A 25,565-nucleotide genomic window follows, 5' to 3' on the forward strand; every position below is an offset into this window, starting at 1 on the left:
CCGGCTTTTTCATTTTCCATACTAATAAAAGGATGTGTAAACCGATGAATGACCAATTGAAACAACAGCTTGTAGAATGGCGCCGGGATTTTCACCAATACCCGGAACAGGGATTTCTGGAAATGCGGACAGCGTCCATCGTGGCCGCAGAACTCGACCGCCTGGGCTTCAAACTCCGCACCGGGCGCGAAGTGATGGTTTCAAAAGAGATGATGGGCCGTCCCAGCGTAAAGACTGTAGCCGCACACGCTGAATGGGCAGAGCAGAACGGAGCAAACCCCGATTATTTCGGCCTCTTCCTGGATGGCTTCACCGGAATCGTTGCGGATTGGGAAACCGGAAAAGAAGGGCCGGTCACGGCGTTCCGTTTTGATATGGATGCCTTGCCGATTTTTGAAAGCGACGATGCGGACCACCTTCCGGAGAAAGAAGGATTCCGTTCCGTCGCGCCAGGCTCCATGCACGCCTGCGGCCACGATGGCCACACGTCGATCGGCCTCGGACTCGCAAATTTAATGGCGGAAAACGCCGATCAGTTTACTGGAACCATCCGCATCATCTTCCAGCCGGCAGAAGAAGGGGTGCGCGGGGCAAAGTCAATGACGGCCGCAGGCGTGGTGGATGATGTCGACCGTTTCATCGCGGTCCATTTGGGAACCGGCGTGCCGCACCGCCACTTTGTCGCAGCGGCCAACGGGTTTCTTGCCACAACGAAAATGAACGTTTCCTTCCGCGGCATGGCTTCCCATGCCGGCGCACAGCCGCAGGATGGCCGCAATGCCCTGCTGGCTGCGGCCAGCGCAGCGCTCAATATCCATGCCATTTCCCGCCATTCAAACGGAGCGTCCCGCGTCAATGTCGGCGAACTCCATGCCGGGAGCGGCCGCAACATCATTGCCGACACGGCCGACATGAAAATCGAAACGCGCGGCGCCAACTCTTCCATCAACCACTACGTAAAAGAGCAGGCTATAGCCGTCATTAAAGGAGCGGCCCAAATGTACGGCGTGGACTACGAAATTGATGTTGCGGGCGAAGCCATCAACTGCGACTCCACCCTTGCCCTTGCTGAAAAACTGGCTGAAGCCGCTAAAGGCTCTCCTTTCATTGACGAAGTGGTTCTCGAAGACAACAGTTCGGCCGGTTCCGAAGATGCCACTTATTTCATGGAGCGCGTCAAAGCCCACGGCGGCGAAGCGACTTATTGCATCGTCGGCACCGATCTTGCGGCAGGCCACCACAACAAGCTCTTCGACATCAACGAAGAATCGCTGTTTGCCGGAGTTGATGTTTTGTACCGGGCAGCGGTTGAGTTGAATGGGGTAACTTGAATAGAAAAAAGCCGCTGTATTCTGCTACAGCGGCTTTTCCTATCAAGAAACGACAAAAGTAATTTCAAAGCGCTCCGTATTTTGGAGCCATACACGGCTAAATTTTTATCGCTATACCAGCTTAACTGCCTAAATGCATCATCTTTATACGTAAAATTTCAATTTTCGCCAGTATTGTTTTAAACCTTCACAAGAAGGTTAAATGTACACGAAAGGAGGAATTCATAATGGCTGACAAAATAACAAAAGAACAACGCAGCAAAGTTATGAAATCAATAAAATCCCAATCTCAATTAGAAAACTTAGTTTCTAAAGAATTATGGAAAAGAGGTTTTCGTTATAGAAAAAATGATCGCTCCCTATTTGGAAAACCTGATATTTCTATAAAAAAATATAAAGTAGTAATTTTTATTGATTCTTGTTTTTGGCACTTTTGCGAAATACATGGACATAGACCGAAAACAAATCAAGAATACTGGGACAAAAAATTAAACCGGAATATACAAAGAGAAGCAAAAGTTAAAGAATACTATACACAGCGCGGGTGGCATATAATACGGATTTGGGAACATTCCATAAAAGAAGACTTAGATGCAGTAATTGATGAACTCTCAGCATTTATATTAAAGGCGAAGGACATCTCTGTCCGTAAAAATATATAGGATTTTCCCGGTTTTTTGATGTTCTTATTTTCAAGAAAATCTTTTGGAGTTACTTTATTTGGTATTCAGAAGTTAGTTTTACGGAAGACCATCCATGTTCTTCCCCTTTACTAAATTTCATCCTGAGATTCAGCATTTCAAGATTCTCATTCCAAGATAGTGTATTTTGTATAGGCGATGGGCTCTTCACATAAACATTAATTTCACCATTTATTTCTGAAGGTTTTTTGCATATGCTAGCTTTTTCTTTATAGTAAGTAATAGCCATTAATGCCTTCCCTATAAGGCTTTCAATCCCTTTTTTCAGTTTTTCTTGAGAAGCTTCTTGTAATTTCGCCCCTAACTCTTCTGATAAATTCTCCAAAACTTCCCTTCGGCCAATTGCTCCGCTTTCGTAATGTGATTTTGTTTCGGAAACAATAGAATCCATGCTTCCTAAATTAAAGTATATCGGTCCCAAAATTGTGCCGACACCAGGATTTTTAGTTGTTATTTTTCCGCTCTTCTTAGCAATTGCTTTGAGTGAAATATCCTCAGTAAGATATTTGCCGTTAATCCTTAAAACTAATTGTATATCTCCCGTATTTAACCTATCTACGATATAACTTTCCGGAATTAATTCTATGCTTTCAATCTCATAATTTTTATATTTTGCACTGAGCCTCTCTCTAATTGCTGGCACTATTGTCGATGTTGATTGAAAAAGCATCCCCAAAAGTTCTGGGTCTATTAGAGAGCTATATTGGGAAAGCAAATCAATGCATTTATCTGTTTCGACTTGTAAGATGTTTGGGTATTCGCTCAAAAAATAATAATAAGTTATCGCCTCATGGCACTTCCCAATAGCATTGCTAGTATTTTTGGCTTTTTCAAAGTTATGATTATGCATTAGCTCTTCTACTTTTCTTAACGTAATTTCATTTTCATTTTTATTTTTAAAACTATTTTCTTCAGTAAAATACTCATAGCTTGTAGCCAATTTAATAGAAGAACTAGGTCTGCTTTCGAACTTAAACCGCAAAGTCAATCCTATTTCACCGCATCTTATCCCTACTGTGCTTTTCCCTGTTTTATAAATTTGAATATCATCAAAGCTTGGTTTTTTCGCTTCAAAAGTTTCTATCTGGGCAGAGCCACCTTTTCCATAAACCGTAATTACATTAAAATCGCCTACCATTAGCAAGGTATTATATGCATGCAAAAACTCTTGGTTTTTGCCATTGTAAAAATCCGTAAGCAACGCAAAACATTCTTCCCGAAGGCTATACAAAAATTCATCTCTCATCGGATTTATTTCAGGAGTGAAACTTTGGAACTTCTCCTTAATTATTTTTTTCAATTCTTTTTGGTCCCCCAAATAAGGGAAACCATATTTTTCTTCGTATAACCTCTTCAAAAATCTGTTGTAAGCTTCTTCAAATTTAGCATTAAAATGATCTTGTAATTTTTCTTGCAAAAAATATTTTTCTAAGAAACTTTTTGCCCCTAAATTTTTTGGTTGGATTCTCCCGCCTTTTTTAATTAAAAACAAATTAACGCGTATTTTCGATCCATCCTCTAAAACTAATAAAAGATCTTCTTTTTCTGTTTTGCTGAAATCAAATTTCGAAAAGACGCATTTGATATTTGGATAGCAATCTATAATATAAGTTGCTGTTTTATGTACAGCTTCCGTACAAAAGCCTAGATCTTCTTTATTTACGTATTTTTTTAATGCAAGGTAAACTTCTTTTACATGTTTGTCGCCGATTTGGCGTGGATTTTCCTTCATGATTTTCACTCCATTATATGTATATCTTGTATAGATTGTTCTATTAAACAATTAAATAAGATAAAAAACTGGCCTTCTTCTTCATAAAATGCTAAAATAATCTATACCATTTTTACGGGAGGTACTATAAGTGAAACTTGATGAAAGAGGACGAGCAAAATACCGCCCTTTAAAAGAATATAACCCTGAACTAGTAAAACAACTTTTGTTAGATAAAATAGCAGCTGAAGATGAAGCTATCAATGCTCTCCAAACAGAATTTGAACTGCCACCCCTTGATTACCGTAATGATAAAATAAATGTAATTAGTTTATTTTCTGGTTGCGGAGGCCTCGATTTAGGCGTTGAATTAGCTGGTTTAGCTGCAACAATTGGGGAAGAAAAAGCACTAAAAGCTTTTGAAGATAAAGAAGCCTTCAATGCCATTAGAAGCGAGAGCATTTTCCACACTGTGTACTCTAATGATCTTTTTAAAGAAGCTAATGAGTCTTACAAGCTTAACTTCCCTGAAGTATTTCAGCAGCCGCTAGATATAAGAAAAGTTAAAAAATTCCCTAAAGCTGATTTAGTCCTGGGCGGCTTTCCTTGCCCCGGTTTCAGCGAGGCCGGACCTCGATTGATCGATGATGAACGAAACTTTCTCTATACGCATTTTATACGCTGCCTTCTCCAAGCAAAGCCTTTTGCTTTTATTGCAGAAAATGTTAAAGGGATGATGACTTTAGGAAAAGGCGAGGTTTTAAACCAAATTGTCCAAGACTTCGCCTCTGCTGGATATACCGTAAAATTTGAGCTTGTTAATGCACGCGACTATGGCGTTCCCCAATTAAGAGAACGGGTATTTATCGTGGGAGTGAGAGAAGATATAGATTTTGAATACAACCATCCCGAAGCTACCCATGGCGAAAATAAGATTCCTTTTGTTACTTTAAAAGAAGCCATTGGAGATTTGGAGGCTGAACCTGGCGATTGGTTCACCGGCGGATTCTCTCCTATCTACTTATCACGAAATAGAAAAAAGGGTTGGAACGAACAAAGCTTTACTATACAAGCTTCTGGCCGGCAAGCGCCTATGCATCCAGGCGGACCCGCTATGATTAAGTTAGGCACTGACAAATGGGACCTTCCAGGCGAAGAATTTATGCATCGCCGTTTGTCGGTAAAAGAAATTGCACGCATTCAGACGTTTCCGGATTGGTTTGTTTTCTCTGACGGAGGAAATATGTCCGTGCAGAAAAATAATCGATTGGATAAGCAGTATAAGCAAATAGGAAATGCCGTCCCAGTGTTATTAGCTAAAGCTATGGCTATGCCTCTAGCAACATTTGCAAAAGAAAATATTGGCTTGATAAAAGAAAATAGAATAGAAGTAATGAATTAATTTCACTTTTAAACAAAATGATAGGCATTCCTTTCAATAGATGTACAAAGCATTTATTGAAATAGGAATGCCTTATTTATTATTAACTATTAAAAAACCCAATCTCTGGATCTATCAATAACTTCCTATCTAAATAAGTATTCCAAAGCTCGCAAGATGTTTCTGGAATATGGGAGCAATTATAACAAGCTGCCCCATTCAAGCCGTTTATGCCTTGCCCTTGGACTTCTCCTAATTCTGTGCATACCGGATCTGAACTGCACCACTGGGATTTTAATATAGACTTGTCTAATAGATCAAAAAATTTCCCTTCCGATCCAAGCCGGACCAGTCCTCCTAACGTTCCTTCTGAATCGCCAGCAGATATATATATTAATACTCCTGTCTGCTCTTCCCCCATATATAGCCTTTCTCTAATCGATGCCCTGTTATAGCCGCTTGTGTTAGCGAATTCATCAATTAAAAAATGAGATAAAGTATGCAGCATTACATTCCTTGGCCGCAAAACGTCAAGATTTCGGTGGTCTATATGTTCAACTCGCTTTAGATAGTTCAAGAAATAGATTTGGACTTTTTCATCTTCTTCCCATTTCTGTATTTGTTCCAAATTAAGCTGCAGGAATATCCCTTCGCCGTAAACTTCATTTACTGGCAGCCATTTTTCTTGGGATCCATAATAATCTTTATAAAGCCTTGGGTAGTAACTTTTAAAATCCGATTCAAGGTTGAAATCTTTCCGGTCAAATCCGTAGAGCGCTACAGTTTCCTTCAAGCGCAGAACTTTTGAAAGCCGCTGCAAATACTTTGAATAGTAGTTTTCCGTTCCTTGTCCAGATACCCATTCAGGCTCTATCTGCAACGTCTGCGCATCTACCCGTTCAATAAGTTTTTCAAATTCTTTTTCCCTTAACATTTTTTCAGGCTGCTCAATGCCATCTTCATCGAATTCCGTTTTTTCCGATGACTCTAAGTACAATATCGCTCTTTCTATGTCTCTGTCAGTAGTATCAACTTTTAGTTCAGACCTCAAATTATCTTTTATAAAACCAACTTTATCTTCCAACTTTGAATGGCGGGCTAAGTTTAAGCGGATCATGTATTTTGAAGGCGAGTTTAGTTTGCTGACAATCCAATCAACTTCTTGGCTATGGTCGCCAGGAATCGCAATTGCACTTATTTTTTTTGCCATATAGGCATTTATAGAATTTCTCAGGATAGCGACAGGCGGCGCTTGGCATTCATCTAAGTCATGTACATCTCCTGCCCAAGGTTTATGGCCAGGGCAATTAAACTTTTTGGAGCTGCCTTGGTTCAATTGGTCGCCTAAATTGCTTTTTTCAACATCGCCATTGTTTGAAACAGTAGTTACGCCCCGTAAATCTCTTCTCTTATTGCAGCTCTCGCATACAATTTGCCAAGAATCGAGCGTGGTGCCTCCGCTCATTTGCAATCTTAAATCTCTAGTGCATTTAGTTTCTTCGTTGCCATGCACCCATTCCCGCCATGGGAAATCAGTTAAATGTCCATTGCCGCAAATCACCACGAAGGGAACTTGTTTAAAATATTTCTTTCCCTCGCATTTATTGCAGTATTGGAATGAAGTTGTGCTGTCCAATTCAAATTTTCTTAACGTCTTGCAGCTGTTGCAGTAATGCCATTGCGGAAACTTGAGCAACGGCGTTACTAAGTTGCTGTTTACTATTTTTTCTTGGGCATTTAATTTTTGTTCACGGAATTCAGGCGGTGTATAGAATTTGTCTACTCCTAAGATTGCTTTCAACCTAGGCTCTGACACTTCAAATTCACTTTTAGCATCAGCAAGATCTCCGTAAGAATTGCGGAACCACATATCAAGGGCGCCAACAATAGCGGTTTCGCCCTCTGGATTGATCACGAGCGCACCAGGCCCTTCTGTTCCAACAAGTTTGCTTCTTCTTAAGGGCAAATATCTCATTCAGTTAGTCCCCCTATACAAATTCTTTTACCATACAAATTCTTCAATTTCTCTCTCTATTTGCACAATTACTCCTCGGCTTTCTACATCAACGCTGCGAAGAGAATTGATGACTGGGATGCTGCCGGGATTCTTTTCGCCCTCAATTATATTTCCTGACTGGTACATTAACCCGCGGGCATCATCAGCAACTCCCCAGGTTTCATAAGACCCTTTTAATAAGGCATTCATAAAAGTAGCCAAACTTTCTTTCCAATACGGCAATTGCCCCTCATCGATCAATGAAACCCTTGCATTTGCCCTTTCTAAAAAGCCTACAAACCTTCGGTCATTGCGGAATTTGTTCACTACATGGCGGTCTGGCGTTTGTGCTATCTCCCAAGACAGCCGTTGCCTTAAAAATGCAATTAAGACGGCAGTAAGACCACGGTCGATAGAGGCGCTTGAAAACGGCGTTAGGCTTGTTGTTTCAACTTGAGCATATAAACGTTGATGGTATTCATTAAAATGCTCATAATGGGATTTATCGCGCGAATTTTTATTTGAATAGACCATGACGATTAGCCCCGGCCTTTCTTTCGGCCTTCTCCCTACCCGCCCGCTTACTTGTATATATTGGGCCGTCATTTTCGGCTGCCCTACAATGCCCATTAAGGAAAGCCGGTCGATATCAACTCCCACTTCAATAATATTAGAAGCTAAGCAAGCTGAGAGCGCTTTATTTTTGCTTTTCTTGTCTTCGCTCTTGTATGGGTAATTCAAGTCATCTATTGTTTGTGTGATTTCGCTGCTTTGCTTTCGGGATGTCAGCTCAAGCGGAACACCAACGTATCTTCTGTTTTCAATATTCTCTCTTTTGACTAATGCATCAATATAAGTTGGAATGTCACTGTTGAACAAGTTCAATCCCGCCCCTAAGTCCCTTAAACTATTATAGAAAGAAAGCATTGTCCAAAATGGATCGCGTTCCTCAGGCGGCAGTTCTTCAACTTTTTGCATGATTGCAGAATATGCCATTACTTGGGCCATTAGGATTTTAATAACTGATGTATAGACGCCAACATATTTCCTTCCCGGCATTGGGCGCCCTTCTTCGTCTGTATCTACTTTAGCAAAAAAGGAATCATCTATATCAATTCCCGGGCTCGGGAAAAGCCTTGCATTTGTACGCCCAAAAAGGCATTTTGCCTGTTCTTCAAATTCTTTGATGGTAGCAGTTGCTGAGATGATTTTCGGGCGTATAATTTCTTCTCCGCGGTCGTCTATGCACAATTCTTCAATAAGCACCTCGTATAATCCGGTTAATGTGCCGAGAGGCCCTGATATCAAGTGCAATTCATCTTGGACAATGATTTGAGGGGGCGATACAACTCTTTCTCCTTCTTTATTTATTCCAAAAAGCGTCCTTGCTTCTGGTTTCCACGTCAATTGCACGAACTTATCAACAGTCCCTATCAAAAAAGTAGGCTGTTTCTTATATATTGCCTCATCCACAAAGTAAACAGGGATTTCATCGCTAAAGTCGCAATTACGGTCTGGGCAGCTAACAGCCAATGCCCCATCTTTTTCTGAGAAGCCCAATACTTGTGCTTCTTTTCCAGAACCAATTTTGCCTAATCCACAGCCGCACCAAGGGCATCTTGTTACTACAAAATTCCCTTGCCCTTTTGCTCTAGGCATTGCCCTTAATTGCTGGATTGCTATTTTATTTGAGTTTGGCGAAGTTGCCGCCCCTACCCAAATCCCTATCGAATATGGGGTTTGCCCTAGAAGACCTTTTTCTTTACGCCGGATATATTCCATTGAGCACATTAGCCTTGCAGCCCGCTGGAATTGGTCTGCAGTTAAAAGCCGCAAAGTATAGCGCATAATAATATCTACGCCAGCATCTTCAGGATTTAAAATTCTGCGGTAAAACATTTGAAAAGCTGCCACTCCAAGGTAAGCTTCTGTTTTGCCTCCCCCAGTTGGAAACCATATTAAATCAACCGTTTCACGGTCTATAGAATCTTTTTCTACTAAAGAAGGGATAGATAATAAGAAAAAGCTAATTTGGAATGCGCGCCAACTATTTTCAAGAGAATCTAACTGCCCCATTTTTTCCATAGCCTTTTTGAAAGGTATGTCAAAATCCAATTTAGTTTGGTTATTTTCTTTTTTTAATTTTGCCATTCTGATTGTTTTGCCATTTATTTGTTGCAGCAACATCGCTTTATTGGCTAGCTTGAATGCCGTTAATACTTCTTCTTTTTGAAGGAGGACCAAACCTTTTTCCATTCTTTTTAAGCTATCTTTGCATAAATTTAAATTCTTCGCAGCAGAATCTTTAAGTTCTTTAGGCAAATTATGGCTCTCTTCTTCCTGCTCTAAAATCCACTTGCCATAGCCCTCAATTAAAGGCAGCAAAACCTTTTCTATATCTTCATAGTTTTTCGCCTTGGCTAAATCTTGCATGCGGATAACAAGAGGGACTTCCTTGCCGCCTGCCATAACTTTTACGTCAGGCGTCATGCTTTCAGTTTCATATCTTGGCACAAATGTTGTCTGGATGCTTGAAATGCTTTGCGCATGCTGGTTCCAAGTAACAGAACAGCCATGTCCAAAAGCATAGTTGGCTTTTTTTCTAAATAAAAGCTCATTGTTCAAATCCTCTTCGTTTAGAGGCAAATTCCGCTCATAAGCTTTGGGATAATTAAGAAAACCATTATTTGGAGAAAAAATTTCTATTTTAGATTGGAAAGTAGTATGCTCGTCCAGCTTTGCTTTATAAGGCATTTTCGTTTTGTTTAACACAGTAGCCGTAATCAATAGATATTTGCCTTTTAGCCTCCATTGAATATGCAACTTCATATCAATTTTTGAGATTCTTTCGCCTGCTAAATTGGCTGCTTCCAAAGAGTACAGCTTTTGCCCATTAGCCTTTCCTGAAAAATCGCTTAACAAGATTACCTTAGTTGCTTTTATCGTTTCGCGCAGCCACCATGTCCGAGAAAACTTATAATCGTTTTCTTCTTTTTGCTGGCCTTTAACATCCACTTCCACCTTGTGTGCTTTATAAAGCCCTGCAGAAAACTCCACTTCAAAAGATGCGGATTTAGCATCTACACAAAATGTCAGCCCCATAGTTGAAGGGGCAAAATCATTTTGGTTAACTTTTATAGGTTCTTCATCTAGGCCTGAATCTTCGCTAACAGTTTGATTAGCGGCGGAACTGGATGATGAATTGCCATCTGAGTAAAAACCTTCTTTGCCTTCTTCTTGGGTTTGGCCAATTTCTTTAGCCTCTTCACTGACTTCTTCTTGTTTCACTTGGGCCGGATAAAGCATTCCTGCTGCATATCTTCTTGATGGACTGTCTTTTTGCAACACTTCCTCTTTGATTCCCGCATTCAACCAATAATAATTTGCACCAAGTTCATCGAAGTTATTTATTAGAGTATTTCCGCTACCATTGAAGGCTTTTTTGCAGTTTTCTATATTTCCAGGGCCAATAATTTCTTCTTCAATCGATTTTATTATTAATTCCCGGTTATGCAATGAGTTTTCTAGTTTAACCATATTTCCACCTCAGTTTTTGAATATTTTTAAAATTTCGTTTTCAGATACCATAACAGTCTGTTTTGATATTGCTTTGATCTCTTCTATGTTAAACGAAGCTCCTGCAAATACCTTTGATTCAAATTTATAATATCCTTTTTCCCCAAGTACCTCTTCCAGGTGGCCGTTAACTTCTTCCATTAAGCTTCTCGAGATTTTGCGTCCCGCTTTAATATGGGCTGCAAAGATTTCTCTCGTTGCCCTTATAATCTCTTTTCTCTCGTTTTCCTCAAATTTCATAGCTGCAAGTATTTTTTCGAGTGCATCCGGCTTTATGCATAAAGGGCTTACCCAATAACTTAAATTTAATTTATTTACATATAAAACCCCATGGTTATCTTGTAAATCCTTTACAACTGCATCTATTCCTTGAATTTCTATATCTGACTTCAGCCTTTTTTTCCATTTTTCTTGCTGTTCCCGCAATGCAAAAGCTTTTTTTCCTAGAATATCGTCTGCTACCTCACGGATTAAAGCAGATCCATTATGGGTCCGGAACACCAATAAATCTCCTGTTTCTAAGTTCTTTATTTGTGTTTGCTGAATTTTTAAAGCTTCTCCATCAATTGTTGTGATGGATTGGTCAAGCGGCAATAATGTGTAATTGTTATTTGAGATATGGACAATTTTCGCTTGGATATTGCCGCCTTTTATAGCTTGGCTGCTCTCAATCCTCTTTACGATCTCTTCTTCATCATATTGTTCTAAAGGCTGTTTAATGCTGATTTTATAATCAATGCCTTTATGGCCTGAGTGGAGGTCAACGCCTTTATAAACTGTATTTATTATTAACTTCTTTGAAATTAGATTTCTAAAGGAGGCACTTGGCGAAATATTATTCTCAAAACAAGAGTATCCTAAAAAAAATGTCTTTTTAGAAAAAAACATTTCAGAAAATTTTTTATCAAAAAAGGAGGGTGTACCTATAAAAAAAAGTTGATTAGCAAACAAACCTAGTTTTACAAACTCTTTATCTTTATAAATTTCTATATGCCTATCATTGATCAGCAGCTCTTTTTCTTCCATTTGGTGCCTAGTAATGATATAAACTTTTTCTTCTTTTTTGGCTTCTGATAATAATTCAGTTAACTTTGATATGTATGCATTGCCCTCATTATTCCTAAGCGACGCAAGCACCTTAATCAATGGCTCTACGTAGAGCTCATGCAAATTTTTATAGCTTGGCCGCTTTGTTAATGTGAAAAACTTAACTAGTGCTGAATTCATCTCTCTTAAGAAAGCGCTGTAACTTTTCAAAGTTCCCAGCATGCGTTGGACCGTTAAAACAAATTCGTCCGTCTCCTGCAACAGTATTTCATCGCCCTCATAATATCTTCCGACTTCTTCTTTCAAGTTTTTTATGTGGGCTACCAGTTCTTCAATTTCAGGAGCTTGAATTTGTACGAACCGCACTTCATTAGAAGTATGGTAGAAGTGGTTTACTAATTGTAAATTGGTTTTCTTATTTCCAAGCAAATATCTCAACCCCTTTCGGTATGCTGATGCCTGCATCTTCCATGGCAGACAACAAAAGCCCATTGATAGAAGCAGATCCATCTACTAAAAATCTTTGTTCGATTTTCATTTTCAAGTCTTCTAATTTCTCCGTAGATTCATATTGGTCCACTAAATAAATGCTCTTTATATTAGTGAATTCATCTATTCTCCGCAAACTCTTTCCGGCACCTATCACCAAGGCTATGCTCTGGTCTATGTGCCATTCATTTAACTTAACTTTTTCAGAAACCAACTCAATATTTCTAAATGTTGTTTTGGACTCGTCTAAAAAAATGAAATTGCTGAAATCCATAAAGCGTTCTTTTGCAAAAAACTTTATAGAAGATAAATTTTCTATCCATTCTTTTTTTATAGCTGAAACGATAATTTTTGGTTTATTTTTCATTTCTGCTGCGCTTAAGTTTTCCTTCTTATAAAAAAGGTTTAGGATATTGTCTTCAACTATGTTGCTCACATTCTTCACTATTTGCGCATTTTTGACTTCACTTGCTTCATTATTAAAAATCCTAACATTAGTAAGCCATCTGCGCTCAGATACATAAGTAACGGAATTTTTATTGTCTTTAATTTTTATTGCAACGCCGCCGGATGACCCTGGAAAATCTTCCACTCCTAGGACTGTACATTTCTTCCATTTAGCGCCTGCTAAATATAAGACTTGGCTTCCTTTTTGTAAGCTTAAAAACTTATTCTTTAAATTTTGATTATCAATATTTTGTTGAAATCCATAGTCAACCGAACCTAGCACTATAAAATATGAAAATAATAAACTGGATGGAACAGAAACGTAAATTTTCACTTTTTCTTTTTGCTCATGGACAAACCAACCAAGAAAATGTGCCATCTTCATCCAATTCTCCATTTCAACTAAAGAGCCACTGCTTACTGCTTTATATTTCAAAATATCTCTCAGCATACTGAACACTTCCATTTTCAAATTATTTACAATCATTATAATAAAATTTTACCATAAGATGCATAACTTTTTTGAATTTTACATTACTTTTTATTTTGTTTTCCGGGGTTATTTTGACTAAAAGTTTAATGTTTTTTACGTTTTATTTAAAACCCTTTATTTGCTCCTATTTTCATTTGTTTGGAATTATCGTTTAGACATGAAAGCATCCATTCTTTTAATGCTCTATAATCTTTTTTTGCTTCTAATAGCTTGGCGTGCCCAGCCATCTTTTTACTTCTGTAAAAAGAGTTCTTTTTCAAAATTCGAATAGCTTTGCTATAACGCTGTAGTTCTTCTGCCATTAGGACTGTGTCTTGATAAATTTTATTCATATCCCATTTTTCTTCGTCTGTTTTCCGTGCGATTATTGCAGCTCCTGATCTATTGCCATATTCAACTTTCCACTCGGAGTTCAGCTCAAGAGCACTTAAAAATTTCTCCTGTACTATTTCATACCATGCTCCTTGGTATGGACCTGAAAGCTGGACATTCGGGCTGTAGCGGTGATGCCCATTGCATCCAGCTAAAGAAGTAATTCCAGATAAATTAAGGGATTTTACAAACATTGCGATATTAGCATGTAAATCCAAAGCATTTACTTTTATGCCGAACCATCTTTGGGCAAAAGCCCGCCAATAAAAGTTGTATCCCTCCATATGGATAGGAAAAGATTTTCCTTTATGGTTCATAATTTTTTTCATAACAGAAATAGGCAGCTTGTTGAGCAATACTTGGAACCGTTTTTCGTCTAGCCAAAAAATTGGAAGGCTCAACTCATTAAGCAATGCTTTAACTTTAAAAATATCGTTTGCCGTATTTTCAACTCCCATAGCAATCAAATCATTTTCTAGGCTGCAAAAAATGCCTCTTGCTTTTAATGCTACTGCCAATCTTTCTGTTGCATCCATCATTTCTAATTTGAGTAAGTTCATAACTGACCACGCTCCTATCTATTTGATGTTTACAGTATAGAAAAAGGCCGGTTACTTTTTAGTAACCGGCCCAAGCCTCATCTGCATATATATGATTTGATAGGCGAGAGCCAAGTATAACCGCCTTCTGCCGTTGCAAGAAAATCTTTAGTATTTTCATTGTTTAATGCACGCCGCAATTTTCGCCTTATGCTTGAAATATATTTTCTTACAGCAGTTTCTCCTACCTGTTGGTCTACCATACTGCTTCTTCAATTTTTTGTTTTGAACAAGGAATTCCTTCATGGTCCATTAAAAAGCCTAATATTTCAGCTTCTGTTTTTTCCAAGGCAACAGCATCTGCAATAGCATAAAAGTGCTTCCTGTCCTGAGACAAATCTAATACTATACATTCGCCTTCCATTGCTTTTTCTTTTAAATCGTCATAGTCTTTTCTAGCAATATTTTCTCTACTATTTTCTGAAGAACTCAACAAAATAGGTTCAGTCCGTTTTACTTTCCTTTTATCTTCGTAAAGTTTAATAAACCAATCTTGGTTATTTATCTTATCGAGTTGTTTTGCTTCCAACAAACACTTTATGGATTGATAGGGATAACCTATCCTTTGATAAGCAAGGCTCATATTGCAAAGCAGTTTTATTTTTTGGTTTTCTTCTATCCCATTTTCAATTGCTTCTTTTCCATAAAACAATGCCGCTTCCCATCTTCTATTTTCATTTGCTAATAGGAAAGATAACCGATAAAAAGCTTCTGGTTTTTTTGGAGCATGAATAGTAGAAAGCCTTAAAATTTCATAAGCGCTATGCATGTTTCCTCTCTGGACTTTTTCGTCTACTCCCCATTTAAGATACAGATCTGCCAACATGATGGCATAACGTGGTTCCTTTGGGTCTAGCTTTGTAAATCTTTTATATAGCTCTATGCCTTCTTCAATCCAATGCCTATTAATTAGATCAACATCTATTGCTTCTCTATCCATCCAATTGTCTTCTAAATCCAGCAAGTGTTCAATTTTCTCTTTTTCTCTCATGTTTCTTTTACAAACTTCTTAAAATATTTTGCTGCATTGCTATACATTCTATTTCCTCTAATGTCTTTTTCATTGAATTCTCCAATTGAAAAGTATTTAGTGGATAGTGATTCAATAACAGCAGAATCTTGGATATTATATAAGTTTCCATCTAATAAGCCATATTTATTTAATCCTTTTGAAATGGTATTAATAGCTCCAGAATATTTTTGGGCCGTAGAAGAAGAGACTGGCGTATTGACCTTTAACCAAGAAATAAATTCATCTTTTCTCATGTAAAACATTCCCCGTTTCTTTAAATGAAGTTACTATTATTTAATATGGTTTAGTTAAATAGCTTATTATTTTTTACAGCTTAATATCCTTGTTTTGGCGATTCTTTACTTCTTCTAGTTTCGAATAGAAACTATCCTCTAAATCAATTTCAAAGAAATTCGTGAATTTTAAAATATATGCTAAACAATCAGCAAGTTCCTTGCCTAAGTTTTGCTTTATTTCTTTTGATGCCAGTTCGAAGGCTTCTTCATTACTCATTCCATTTTTAATATATTCATTTGTAATATTGAAAGACTTTCTTAACTCTTCCGCCACTTCAGCGACTTCTGTAGTTAATAACATGTAATTATTTAAAAGCGATGCCCTACTTTTTTCATAATTTCTCTTATCAATACTCCAGCCCATCTCTTCTTGGTACTGCTTTGTAAAAGTTTGCAATTCTTTCATCCTGCACCTCTTAGTTGTAGTTTTTAATTTATTTCTAATTTTTCTTTGTTGATGACTTTTATCAAGCTTTCATAAATTTCTTTCCAGGTTTGTTCTAAATCTATTGTAACTATTTCAACCTTAACTCTTTGATTCCATTTAAATTTTTCATTTACATGCACGCCATTAAACGGATAAATCAAGATACCTCTCAAATCTAATACTGGCGATTGATGCATCAGATAAGTAAACAATTGATACATATTGTGGCTATGGAAAGATGATTTCCCATGATGCACTTGAAAAATATTTTTATAGAATTTAGCGTCGATTATTATCTTCTCAGGTTTTTTTCTATGGATTAATGACACATCTGTCCGCATGCCCGGCAAATAGGTTTTATCGCCTTCTAGTTTCCACTGCATCCCTTCGGCTTTTACTTGATAGTCTTGCTGCTCCAGCCTGTAGAAATTGAACAGGAATTTTTCAAAGATGCTGTTTAATGCGCGCTCATCTATTTCTGCTGAAAAAAGGCTCCAATTTCCATTCTTATGCGAGAGCAGTGTCATTTCATGCAGGAGGCGGGCAATTTGCAGAATCCACTTATAATGCATGTTATGCCGCCCAAAATACGTTTTTGCAAAGGAAGCTTTTGTTAATGATGGCATGTCTACTTCAGGCATCAATTCCATATACTTAAAACTTCGGCTTTTGGTTTCTTGTTTGACATGGCGGTTTAATGTAATGGATCGCAATGTAGATTTGATCAATTGATTTAACCAGATATTGGAAGTGTACTCATCTTTTTCACAGACCACGACAGGCTTTTTTGCGATAATATATGGCATAGACTCCTCCATTATCACCCGACCTGCCAAACGATTTGTGGGTTCCGATTTTGCTACATAATCCTTAACTAAACCTCGGCGGTTAACAAGCTCTACTTCTTTTAAAAATTGTTTGCAGATAAAGTCATATGTGATGATATCTTCATCAACATCGTTCAAACTATTGGTCAGTTCTGGCATATTTTCTGCATAGCTCAAGAGAATAAAAAGGTTGCGGATCGGAACTTTGAATAGTTCGCTCATCTTATATTTCCTCTATCAATTTCTCAACAATTTCTGGACGGTCGAAATAATATTCTTCTAAGAGAGGTATAATTTCAAAATCCATTATGCCATCAAACCATAATTTTTCATTGATCTCTTCTGGTTTTGCCGAAAAGAATGAATGGCCAATTGCATAGCCGCTCCCCAACTGATAGTCATTGATGATGTCCTGATTCAAACGTTCAATTGTTCGTAGGATTCTGGCAGCCATTTCTCCTGAGACATTCGAATTAATCAGATGCTGGCGCCATTTTTCATTAAATGCAGGCTTTAACGCTACAAAAGCAAAACGCCGGCGCAGCGCGACTTCTAATTGAGCTAATGAGCGATCAGCGGTATTCATCGTGCCGATCAAATGCAAGTTAGCTGGCACAGTAAACTTCTCCTTTGAATACCCCATTGTGACAAACTCATCCCGTTTGTCGCGTTCAATAAGCATAAAGAGTTCTCCAAATATCTTCGAAAGGTTTCCACGATTAATTTCATCAATGATAAAGTAATAGTCTTCCTCCGGATTATTGAGTGCGCGTTGGCAAAAATCGTAGAAAATGCCAAACTGCAAAGAGAAGCCATTTTCTTTTGGCCGGAAGCCCATTACAAAATCTTCATAAGAATAGTTCTGGTGGAATTGAACCATTTCCACTCGGCTTTCATTTTTTGATCCCATAAGCGAATACGCCAATCTTTTAGAAACAAAGGTTTTCCCTACTCCAGGCGGCCCTTGCAAGATAATGTTCTTTTTGTATTTAAGAAGGCTGGAAATCTTACCATAAGTTTCTTCATCGATAAACACTTCAGAAAGAAAATCTTCTTTTGAATAGGCTTCATACTTAACAGTTGTCGGATCTGCATAGCTTTCCGCAAGCGCTTCTTTTAAATTTGGTTTTAAGCGCCAAAGAAAATGGTCGTTTCCTTCATATTCATCTTCAAATAACACACACCAATAACAAATACTTCCGTCATCGCGAAGTACATCTTCGATTCCCGTTTCCCGTTGAATTCTTTTAGCTAAATTAACGACTGGAGCGTTAAAAGAAGAGCGGCTCTTACCGAAGGCTTCGGCCAGTTGGGTTGCTGTAGCTTGTCCGCCCATTTCAAATATTTTGTATAGATAAACTAAATTTCTCTCTTGGAACACCTGCTTATCAGCAATCAATTCCAACCAGGTTTCTTTGCTAAGTTCCTTTATATAAGGAGTTGTTGATTCCGCAATCGAATTATCATCGTCAAACTCTCCAATTACTTCTACAATTTTCCGATGAAAATCTTCATAAGAAAATTCTGGTCCGTTGTTAACATGTGCTACGCTTCTTCGTCCACCTTGAGGATGCTGATCTCCAAAATGTAGACCATACTCAATCCCATGTGGATCAATTGCAACAAATAGTTGTGGAGCCGGTCGATGGTTCGGGTATTCCGTTTCGTAAACTGCTAACCAGCAACGAGAAGTTCCAAATTGATTATTCCAACTAAAGCCGTTTAAAACCTTGTCCTCTGCAAATGCTCGGTCTTTTAACTCTTCAAACTGGCGGATAGATCGGTGTATTTTAGTTAGTTCTTCTTGAACCTTCTTCTTTTTATTAAGGTAATAAAGCTGGAACATTATTGAAAAGTTGCTCCAAGAATTTAAAATATTTGTGTCGTACTTCACTCGTATCTCTTCTTTGATAGCTTCTAATTTCCCAATAGAAGCTGAACCATTTTCAAGAATTTCTTCAACTAGCTTGTGGCGAATAAGATTGATTTTTTCATTATTTCTATATTGATCGCTTAGCTTTTCCAATAGTTCAGGATCCATATCTGCAATTGCTTCCAGCATCAACTCCTGATTATTTTCGAACTCTCGGAGCACTCCAGCAAGTTCATATAAATAATCCACTGCGCTTTCAACCTGAATTTGATCGTAGGTCGTACTGCAATAGAAGAAATCTTGTATGTCTAATATTGTTAATGAAGAATCGTTTACTTTAAAATAGTCCAAGGCTGCATTACATATAAAGATATAAACTTCATAATTTTGCCCAACAGAGCCTAATTTCAATTCAATATCATAATCTTTTTTTACTTTAGTAAACACTTCTTGCTTGTAAATCGGGTATTTCGTGTAGTCCTTGGCTGCAAGCAGATAGCCGAACAATGGAGCTCCGAGCGAGATTTCTGGATTGAAAGATTTGGCTTGTTCCCTGAAACTTTCGATCCTTTCACTAATGGGAGCATCCGAGTTATATAATTGGTTTAAAAGTGCTGCTACCTCAGCTGGTCTAGCTTCCGCATATTTCACCAAATCCCCTGTATTACTCCAGTGGACGAAACTGCCGGCACTTGGATTTTCTTTCTGGATTTTCTTTGTGATATCCCCTACTGTTAACTCGTTTATTTCCTGTCCTCTTAAAAATTCGTTCAAACGAGATAATATTTCTAATTTATAGGACTCGTCATAGAGTTCATTCTCTTTAAACTTTATGTATCTGTTAAAAGAAAGATTTATATAAGAACCATTGAACAATTGTTTTCTGATTTTGAAGTATTCTTGTTCTGATGGCAGCTCTTTGGCTGCTTTTAATTCTTCAGCAAAATATATTTCAGCAGCTTCTTTTAATGCAGGGCGTAAAGTCCATATAAACCGATTTCGATCTGGCTGCCATTCTCCTAAGTAAGGAATATGCCAAGTCTGATCATGACCATTATCTTGTTTTGGATATACGACGTCAGGCAAATGCTTCATAATTCTTTTGCCTAATCGATCGACTTGCAGATTGATTGCCCCTCTTCCTTTTAGTCCAATAGCATGGGCAATCGGCGTTGCATGAGGAGCTCCCTCATATTGTAAAACCGCTAAAATCATGTTTCGATCTTGCTCTTTAAACACTTCATCATTTCGAAGCATTTCTAGCCATAGGTCAACTGTAATTTCTAATGAGGTATCATAGATGTATTCACTGGACATACTTAACTCCCTTTCGTAATTCCATTACTTTTTAAAAGTAATCAACAATGAACTTTTTGAAGCAACTTGCTTTTTAGACTAGACTTATAACCACAAGAGTTCGAAATTTCTAGAAAAAAATTTATAAAACATTAATAAGCCATAAGTAAAATTTAACTAAGCCTCTATGCTATTTCGAATAATTTGACTATACAAAATTAATTATACCAAAAAAAGGAACTTCAGTTTATTCCATAATCACTTAAAAATTCTAAGCCTAATTTCACTTCCGAATATTATTGTATAAGTTAAGATAACCATTAAGGGACACTTAATGGCTCAGCAGTAGTTGACCTGTTTAATACTCTTCCGAAAGGACGATAACCAATGACGCATTTCCCAAGCACCAACACCATAACAAGTTTCTCTAAAGAACATAAACCTGCTTATTTCGCAGAACTCGGAAAAGAAATTGCCATCGAAACGATGGACTGCTACGACGGTCAAGTAAAATCGGAAACGGATCTCCGATCAATGATTGACATGAGCCGGCTGAATCCTGCAACAGGACCCATCTACCTCAACGGAGTCCAAGCTGGAGACACGCTATGTATTGAGATATTGGATATCGAAACGAACGATTTCGGCGTGATGATGGCCGCTCCTGGGCTCGGCCCCTTAGGTGAGCATGTAACAACTTCCTCGACCAAAATCATTCCGATCAAAAACCGGCAGATTCAGTTTAGCGAAACCCTTACACTTCCCCTCCAGCCGATGATCGGCGTGGCGGGCGTCGCTCCTGAAAACGAAGCGGTTCCAACTGCAATTCCCGGCAGCCACGGCGGCAACCTGGATACAAAAGACATCAAGCCCGGAAATAAGCTCTACTTGCCGGTCTTCCATGACGGCGCACTGGCCGGGTTTGGCGATTTGCATGCTTCGATGGGCGACGGCGAACTGAGCGGGACCGGAATCGAAGTCAGCGGCAGGATCAAAGTACGATTCGACAAAGTATCCTTGCCATTGTCGAATCCGATGGTCGAAGACGAACAGTTTCTGTACTTTCTTGCTTCCGGCCCTACCTATGACGAAGCCATCCAAACGGTTTTATTTGAAACAGCCCACCATTTAAAGAACGGGTTGAATCTGTCGTTCGAAGACGCCTATCGCCTAATGAGCGCCGTATGCGATTTGAAGTTCAGCCAAATCGTCAACAAGCATGTGACGGTGCGTGTAGCCGTGCCGAAAGCGGTTCTTCCGCTGGCTCTGCTGTTGCGGCAAGAATAAACCTTTTGAATAAAAGCATTTCCGGAACCTTTGAAGGTTTTTGAAATGCTTTTTTTAATTAGACGGCTCTGTTATCTTCTTGCTACCTGGATAAAATTCTCGAGTAGTGCATGGCGCCTCGATACGACAGAAACAAAGCTCAATCGGCAGGTTTTATTAACAAATTCAGGCTGCCTTCCCCTTTCCTTTCTCCCCAGGTACGATCGAAATTCCCCACTATAGAATGCGCACGCCTAAGAACCCTGTTCACTAATCGTGTACAGGGTTCTGCTTAATGGCATTAGTTGATAAAGCAGAAAGCAAATTTCATTTCGTGTTTGTTTCAATTGTCTACGGCACTACAAGGAAATTATTAGCGACAACTTCAGCAGTCACTCCAGAACCTTCAAGCAGCGCTTCTATTTGATCTGCCGGCAATGGACGGCTAAAATAGTATCCTTGCGCTAAATCACAGCCCTCCGTCTTAAAGTAGTCGAATTGCTCTGGAGTTTCGATCCCTTCAGCAACAGACTTTAAATCCAATTTTTGGGCCAAACTGATGATGGCAGAAATAATGGAGATCGTTTTTTTATTGTCAGATGCATTTCTGATAAAGGATTGATCAATTTTTATCGAATCGATTGGGAAATCTTTTAAATATGACAAAGACGAATAGCCGGTTCCAAAATCATCGATTGAGATTCGAACTCCCAATTTCTTCAGCTCATTCATCGTGGCAATCACAGATTCTGTGTTTTCCAGGAAAATGCTTTCTGTCAATTCCAATTCCAAGATGTGCGGATTTAAACCCGTTTCTTGAAGAATCTTTTTGACGGTTCCCACAATGTCATTGTTGACAAACTGCTTGATTGAAAGATTTACAGCCATATGGAAAGGATGGTCATACTTGCGGTTCCATTCGACTGCCTGGAGACACGCTGTTCTCAATACCCATTCTCCTATCGGGATGATCAATCCTGTTTCTTCTGCAATGGGGATAAATTGATCTGGAGGAACCAGCCCACGCTCTGGATGCATCCAACGAATAAGTGCCTCTGCTCCATAGATAAATCCAGTTTTGGGATCAATTTGCGGCTGATAGTGCAGCACAAGTTCCTCATTATCGAGCGCGCTATGAAGATTTTGCTCAAGGCCCACTCGTTCTTCAAAAGAACTGTTCATGGAACTGTTAAAGAATTTGTAACTGTTCCCTCCCGATAACTTGCTGTTGTACATGGCAATGTCCGATTTTTTTATCAGTTCTTCTATGTTCTCTCCATCTGTCGGATAAAAGCTGACTCCAATACTCGACCGTAAATAAAGTACATGGTCCTCAATAAAAATCGGTTTTCGAATTTCTGCCAAAATCCTTTCCACAATCTCAGAGACTTCAGGTTTTGTCTTAGCTGACAAGATTACCGTAAATTCATCTCCGCCCATTCGGAAGACAATATCCTTTTCAGACATGCAGTTTCTTAACCGTTGTGCGATTTGCTGCAATAGTTTATCCCCCACTGTATGGCCGCGGGTATCATTGATCATCTTGAATTTGTCCAAATCAATGAACAATACCGCAATTTGTTGGGGAGATTCCACAAACTGTTTCAGTTTCTCAGTAAACTGCAGACGGTTAGGCAGTCCAGTCAACGTGTCGTGATAGGCTAAATAAGCACTTTTTTCTTCTGCCTTTTTACGATCGGAGATATCCTGGATGGCACAAATGGATATCTTCTGTCCTTCTCGTTCTACAAAGTTCACGTTGACCAAGGCAGAAATGCTATCACCTTTTTTATTGACCAGTTCAGCTTCAAAATTGTGTATGGGAGAACGTTTTAAAAAGCCCTTCATCAAGGTCATACGGCGGCGCTCAAAAGGTGCCAATAACTCTAGTAAATCCTGGTGATGTTCACCGAAAAGAGCATTGGATGCCGGATTGGTTTCTAAAATTTGATGATTTTCTTTCGCCACAATGATTGGCACAGATACAAGATTAAACATATTGTTCAGAAATTCGTCCTTGTCACGGTTTTCCTCTTCTGCAATTTTTCGCAATTTGTTCTGGAAAAAGGTTCTGCGGTTTGCCCGTTCCATAATGTTCCCGCCTATGACACAGGTAATGACAAACACCCAAAGAAGTAAAGAGAGCATTGCAACTTCACTGGTACCCAAAAGTGCAAGTTGGTAAATGACCACATAAAAAAGGGTAGTTGGCACAGCGAGCTTAAACCTTATTCTTAATATAAAAAAGGAAAACAAACTCACTACCGTTATCCCGCAAATTGCCAAGATATTATTTCCCAGTATAATATGGCCGATAAAAACAACACTCAACCCTGCAAATCCATTTGAAATCGTTGTTACCGCCTGATGGTATTCTGCGAACCTCTTTGAATGCAAAACGATTAAATTCAACGTAAAAACTGGATACAACACTAAAAGGATCACGCTGGCAATCTGGTAAAAATTTTGCGGCAGGCTTCCATATGCAAATATGCCCAAGGAAAGCCAGGCGAAATAAGAAAGGATAATCCCAATTTGGTTATACGCTCGAACTTCGCTATCGTTAGAAGATTTAAATTCATGCTCTAGTGGCCGGTCCAGGAAACTTAAAGTCAGTGGATGAAAGTGCAGTTCAAGCTGCTCTCTATTATTCGCCATAAGTTTAGTTAATCCTGATGTACAGCTGCTAGTATGAGTTCTTGATTTTCATTCACTTGATGCTTGCGGCAAACCTCGTCTAAAGCGTTGACTGTGTAATCAATTTGCTCTTTCGTATGATTGCAGTTGACGATCAACCTGATTCTGCCCTGATTCATTTTCACTGCTGGATAAACAATGGGCGTTGAATACACACCAAGATGGTAAAGATCATTTACAACCAGCCTTAGTTTATGGTGATCTTCAATGAATACTGGAATAATGGGGCTTTTGCTGTTTCCAAGATCAAATCCTTTAGACAACAATGAACTCCGCATGTAATTGCTTTTCGCATGAAGTTCCTCAATTAATGACGGATTGTTTTCTATTTCCTCAAGCGCTGCCAGAATTACCCCCGCATCAGCCGGTGTGAGGCAAGCTTGAAATAGATAGGGGTCGGAAAATCTGATCAATGAGCAGTACTTCTTGTCCGCCGCTAAGAAACCGCCAATAGATGCTGTTGCCTTAGATAAAGTGGACATAATAAAATCGACTTCATCGCTTACTCCTTGTTCATAACAATAACCTTGTCCCTTGTCTCCGTAGATGCCGAATGTATGAGCTTCATCTACATATAAATAAAATTTGTGCATCTTTTTTAAATTTATTATTTCTTTTAATGGAGCTAAATCACCGCTCATTGAATAAGCAGATTCTATGATGACAAAGATGTTTTCAAACGAATTTTCATATCTTGCCAATTTCTTTTCGAGGTCGGCCACATCATTATGTTTGAATGAAATCGATTTACTGGCATTGGATAACTTTATTCCGTTAATAATGGAGGAATGGCTTTCCCGATCAAAAAGAATTAAGTCCTTTTTGCCAACCAACATTGAAATACTGCCTACGTTTGCAGTAAATCCCGTCGGAAAAAGAACAGCATTTTCTTTTCCCGTCAATCCACTTATTTTCTGTTCTATTTCTTTATGCAACGATGTCATTCCACAAGAAGATGCGGAAGTACCGGAACCGGTGCCATACTGATTTAAAGCGCGGACAGCTTTCTCAATAACGTTCCTGTTTCTATTTAAACTGAGATAATGATTTACATTCCACAAAATACATTCTTGTATTTCACCGGAACCTTCGGTTATCACATTCATTAAAGTGGCGGCGCCACCTTCCAGGTATCGGTCATACTCGTTATCCACTTCAACAAAACGTTGAATAGTGGCAGCCCTTTCTTCTAGGTCATTGACACCTTTCAAATAGGCAAGGACTTCCCCAATCGAAGCAAATTTTTCACTCATTCAAATACCCCCAAGTATTATTTCCTATTTTTCATTTTTCTATCGTTAGTACTATTGGTTCATTCATTAGTACTATTGTAACACCAAATTAAAATTATACAATCTACAGTTTTTAGTTTTCAGAAATATAAGAAGTGTAGGTTAGAGCGATAGAAAAAGCAGTGTCATTAAGGCGGATTGAACAATACATATAGCATGCCATTAACAATGGTTCCAAAAAATTTAGGCAACGACTGCGCTTTTGCAGCAAGGCTGATTCGGTGCAAGCATTTCTGAAACCTTCGAAGGTACCGGGAATGTTTTTTTGATTCTTCCTCCGTTAGGCGTTTTAAAAGGCGCTTGCCCGGGCATACTAAACCGTTAAGCAGTCTTTTATTTCTTCGATTCTTCAATAAATTGAATAATCGAATATTAGTTGTTCTCGATTCATGCCTGGTCATGATACGATGTAGACAAAGATTGACGGATAGGTTTG

The 25,565-nt window shown here is 38.7% G+C and carries 17 protein-coding genes; 4 read left to right on the forward strand and 13 right to left on the reverse strand.

Annotated features, from left to right (window positions below; all coding sequences use genetic code 11):
* Positions 1-44: 44 nt before the first annotated feature.
* Both ACRRQV_RS09585 and ACRRQV_RS09590 read left to right on the forward strand, forming a co-directional pair.
* Positions 45-1,331 carry an amidohydrolase gene (locus ACRRQV_RS09585; RefSeq protein WP_432530141.1) on the forward strand — a complete coding sequence of 429 codons (1,287 nt, stop codon included), beginning with the start codon at positions 45-47 and terminating at the stop codon, positions 1,329-1,331.
* Positions 1,332-1,558: 227 nt separating this feature from the next.
* Positions 1,559-1,993 (forward strand): very short patch repair endonuclease, encoded by a 435-nt coding sequence (locus ACRRQV_RS09590; RefSeq protein WP_432530143.1) that lies wholly within the window; start codon positions 1,559-1,561, stop codon positions 1,991-1,993.
* A gap of 49 nt (positions 1,994-2,042) precedes the next feature.
* Here ACRRQV_RS09590 and ACRRQV_RS09595 read toward each other — a convergent pair whose 3' ends face one another.
* Positions 2,043-3,764 (reverse strand): hypothetical protein, encoded by a 1,722-nt coding sequence (locus ACRRQV_RS09595; RefSeq protein ID WP_432530145.1) that lies wholly within the window; start codon positions 3,762-3,764, stop codon positions 2,043-2,045.
* A 130-nt stretch (positions 3,765-3,894) separates the two neighbouring features.
* Between ACRRQV_RS09595 and ACRRQV_RS09600 the strand changes: the two genes are divergently transcribed.
* Entirely contained in the window at positions 3,895-5,145 is a 1,251-nt protein-coding gene (locus ACRRQV_RS09600) for a DNA cytosine methyltransferase (RefSeq protein WP_432530147.1), read from the forward strand.
* Positions 5,146-5,227: 82 nt separating this feature from the next.
* On the opposite strand, the gene drmB is transcribed toward ACRRQV_RS09600, so the two are convergent.
* The 10 genes from drmB to ACRRQV_RS09650 all read right to left on the reverse strand — a co-directional run bounded on the left by drmB (position 5,228) and on the right by ACRRQV_RS09650 (position 19,895).
* The gene (gene drmB, locus ACRRQV_RS09605) at positions 5,228-7,099 is read right to left on the reverse strand and encodes a DrmB family protein (protein WP_432530149.1); all 1,872 of its coding nucleotides are present in this window, start codon (positions 7,097-7,099) and stop codon (positions 5,228-5,230) included.
* Positions 7,100-7,126: 27 nt separating this feature from the next.
* Positions 7,127-10,657 (reverse strand): helicase-related protein, encoded by a 3,531-nt coding sequence (locus ACRRQV_RS09610; protein ID WP_432530151.1) that lies wholly within the window; start codon positions 10,655-10,657, stop codon positions 7,127-7,129.
* A gap of 9 nt (positions 10,658-10,666) precedes the next feature.
* Entirely contained in the window at positions 10,667-12,181 is a 1,515-nt protein-coding gene (locus tag ACRRQV_RS09615; RefSeq protein WP_432530153.1) for a hypothetical protein, read from the reverse strand.
* A complete protein-coding gene (locus ACRRQV_RS09620) occupies positions 12,159-13,115 on the reverse strand; it encodes a hypothetical protein (RefSeq protein WP_432530155.1) in 957 nt (318 codons plus the stop codon). Before ACRRQV_RS09620 ends, ACRRQV_RS09615 begins: the two co-directional genes overlap by 23 nt.
* 161 nt (positions 13,116-13,276) lie before the next feature.
* A complete protein-coding gene (locus tag ACRRQV_RS09625; RefSeq protein ID WP_432530158.1) occupies positions 13,277-14,104 on the reverse strand; it encodes a hypothetical protein in 828 nt (275 codons plus the stop codon).
* A gap of 235 nt (positions 14,105-14,339) precedes the next feature.
* The gene (locus ACRRQV_RS09630) at positions 14,340-15,134 is read right to left on the reverse strand and encodes a hypothetical protein (RefSeq protein ID WP_432530160.1); all 795 of its coding nucleotides are present in this window, start codon (positions 15,132-15,134) and stop codon (positions 14,340-14,342) included.
* Positions 15,131-15,409 (reverse strand): hypothetical protein, encoded by a 279-nt coding sequence (locus ACRRQV_RS09635; RefSeq protein WP_432530162.1) that lies wholly within the window; start codon positions 15,407-15,409, stop codon positions 15,131-15,133. The genes ACRRQV_RS09630 and ACRRQV_RS09635 overlap by 4 nt, the downstream gene beginning before the upstream one ends.
* A 73-nt stretch (positions 15,410-15,482) precedes the next feature.
* Positions 15,483-15,857, reverse strand: coding sequence for a MazG nucleotide pyrophosphohydrolase domain-containing protein (locus ACRRQV_RS09640; RefSeq protein WP_432530164.1), 375 nt, complete (start codon positions 15,855-15,857; stop codon positions 15,483-15,485).
* A gap of 23 nt (positions 15,858-15,880) precedes the next feature.
* On the reverse strand, positions 15,881-16,927 hold the full coding sequence (locus tag ACRRQV_RS09645) for an McrC family protein (protein WP_432530166.1): 1,047 nt from the start codon (positions 16,925-16,927) through the stop codon (positions 15,881-15,883).
* Between the two features lies 1 nt (position 16,928).
* A complete protein-coding gene (locus ACRRQV_RS09650; protein WP_432530168.1) occupies positions 16,929-19,895 on the reverse strand; it encodes an AAA family ATPase in 2,967 nt (988 codons plus the stop codon).
* A 366-nt stretch (positions 19,896-20,261) separates the two neighbouring features.
* Here ACRRQV_RS09650 and ACRRQV_RS09655 point away from each other — a divergent pair, with 366 nt between their 5' ends.
* Entirely contained in the window at positions 20,262-21,161 is a 900-nt protein-coding gene (locus ACRRQV_RS09655; RefSeq protein WP_432530170.1) for an acetamidase/formamidase family protein, read from the forward strand.
* A 330-nt stretch (positions 21,162-21,491) separates the two neighbouring features.
* Here ACRRQV_RS09655 and ACRRQV_RS09660 read toward each other — a convergent pair whose 3' ends face one another.
* Positions 21,492-23,231 carry a putative bifunctional diguanylate cyclase/phosphodiesterase gene (locus tag ACRRQV_RS09660; RefSeq protein WP_432530172.1) on the reverse strand — a complete coding sequence of 580 codons (1,740 nt, stop codon included), beginning with the start codon at positions 23,229-23,231 and terminating at the stop codon, positions 21,492-21,494.
* A gap of 575 nt (positions 23,232-23,806) precedes the next feature.
* Positions 23,807-25,090, reverse strand: coding sequence for an aminotransferase class I/II-fold pyridoxal phosphate-dependent enzyme (locus ACRRQV_RS09665; RefSeq protein ID WP_432530174.1), 1,284 nt, complete (start codon positions 25,088-25,090; stop codon positions 23,807-23,809).
* Between the last annotated feature and the right edge of the window lie 475 nt (positions 25,091-25,565).

This window comes from Planococcus sp. YIM B11945 (assembly GCF_050864155.1).
Classification (GTDB): Bacteria; Bacillota; Bacilli; order Bacillales_A; family Planococcaceae; genus Planococcus.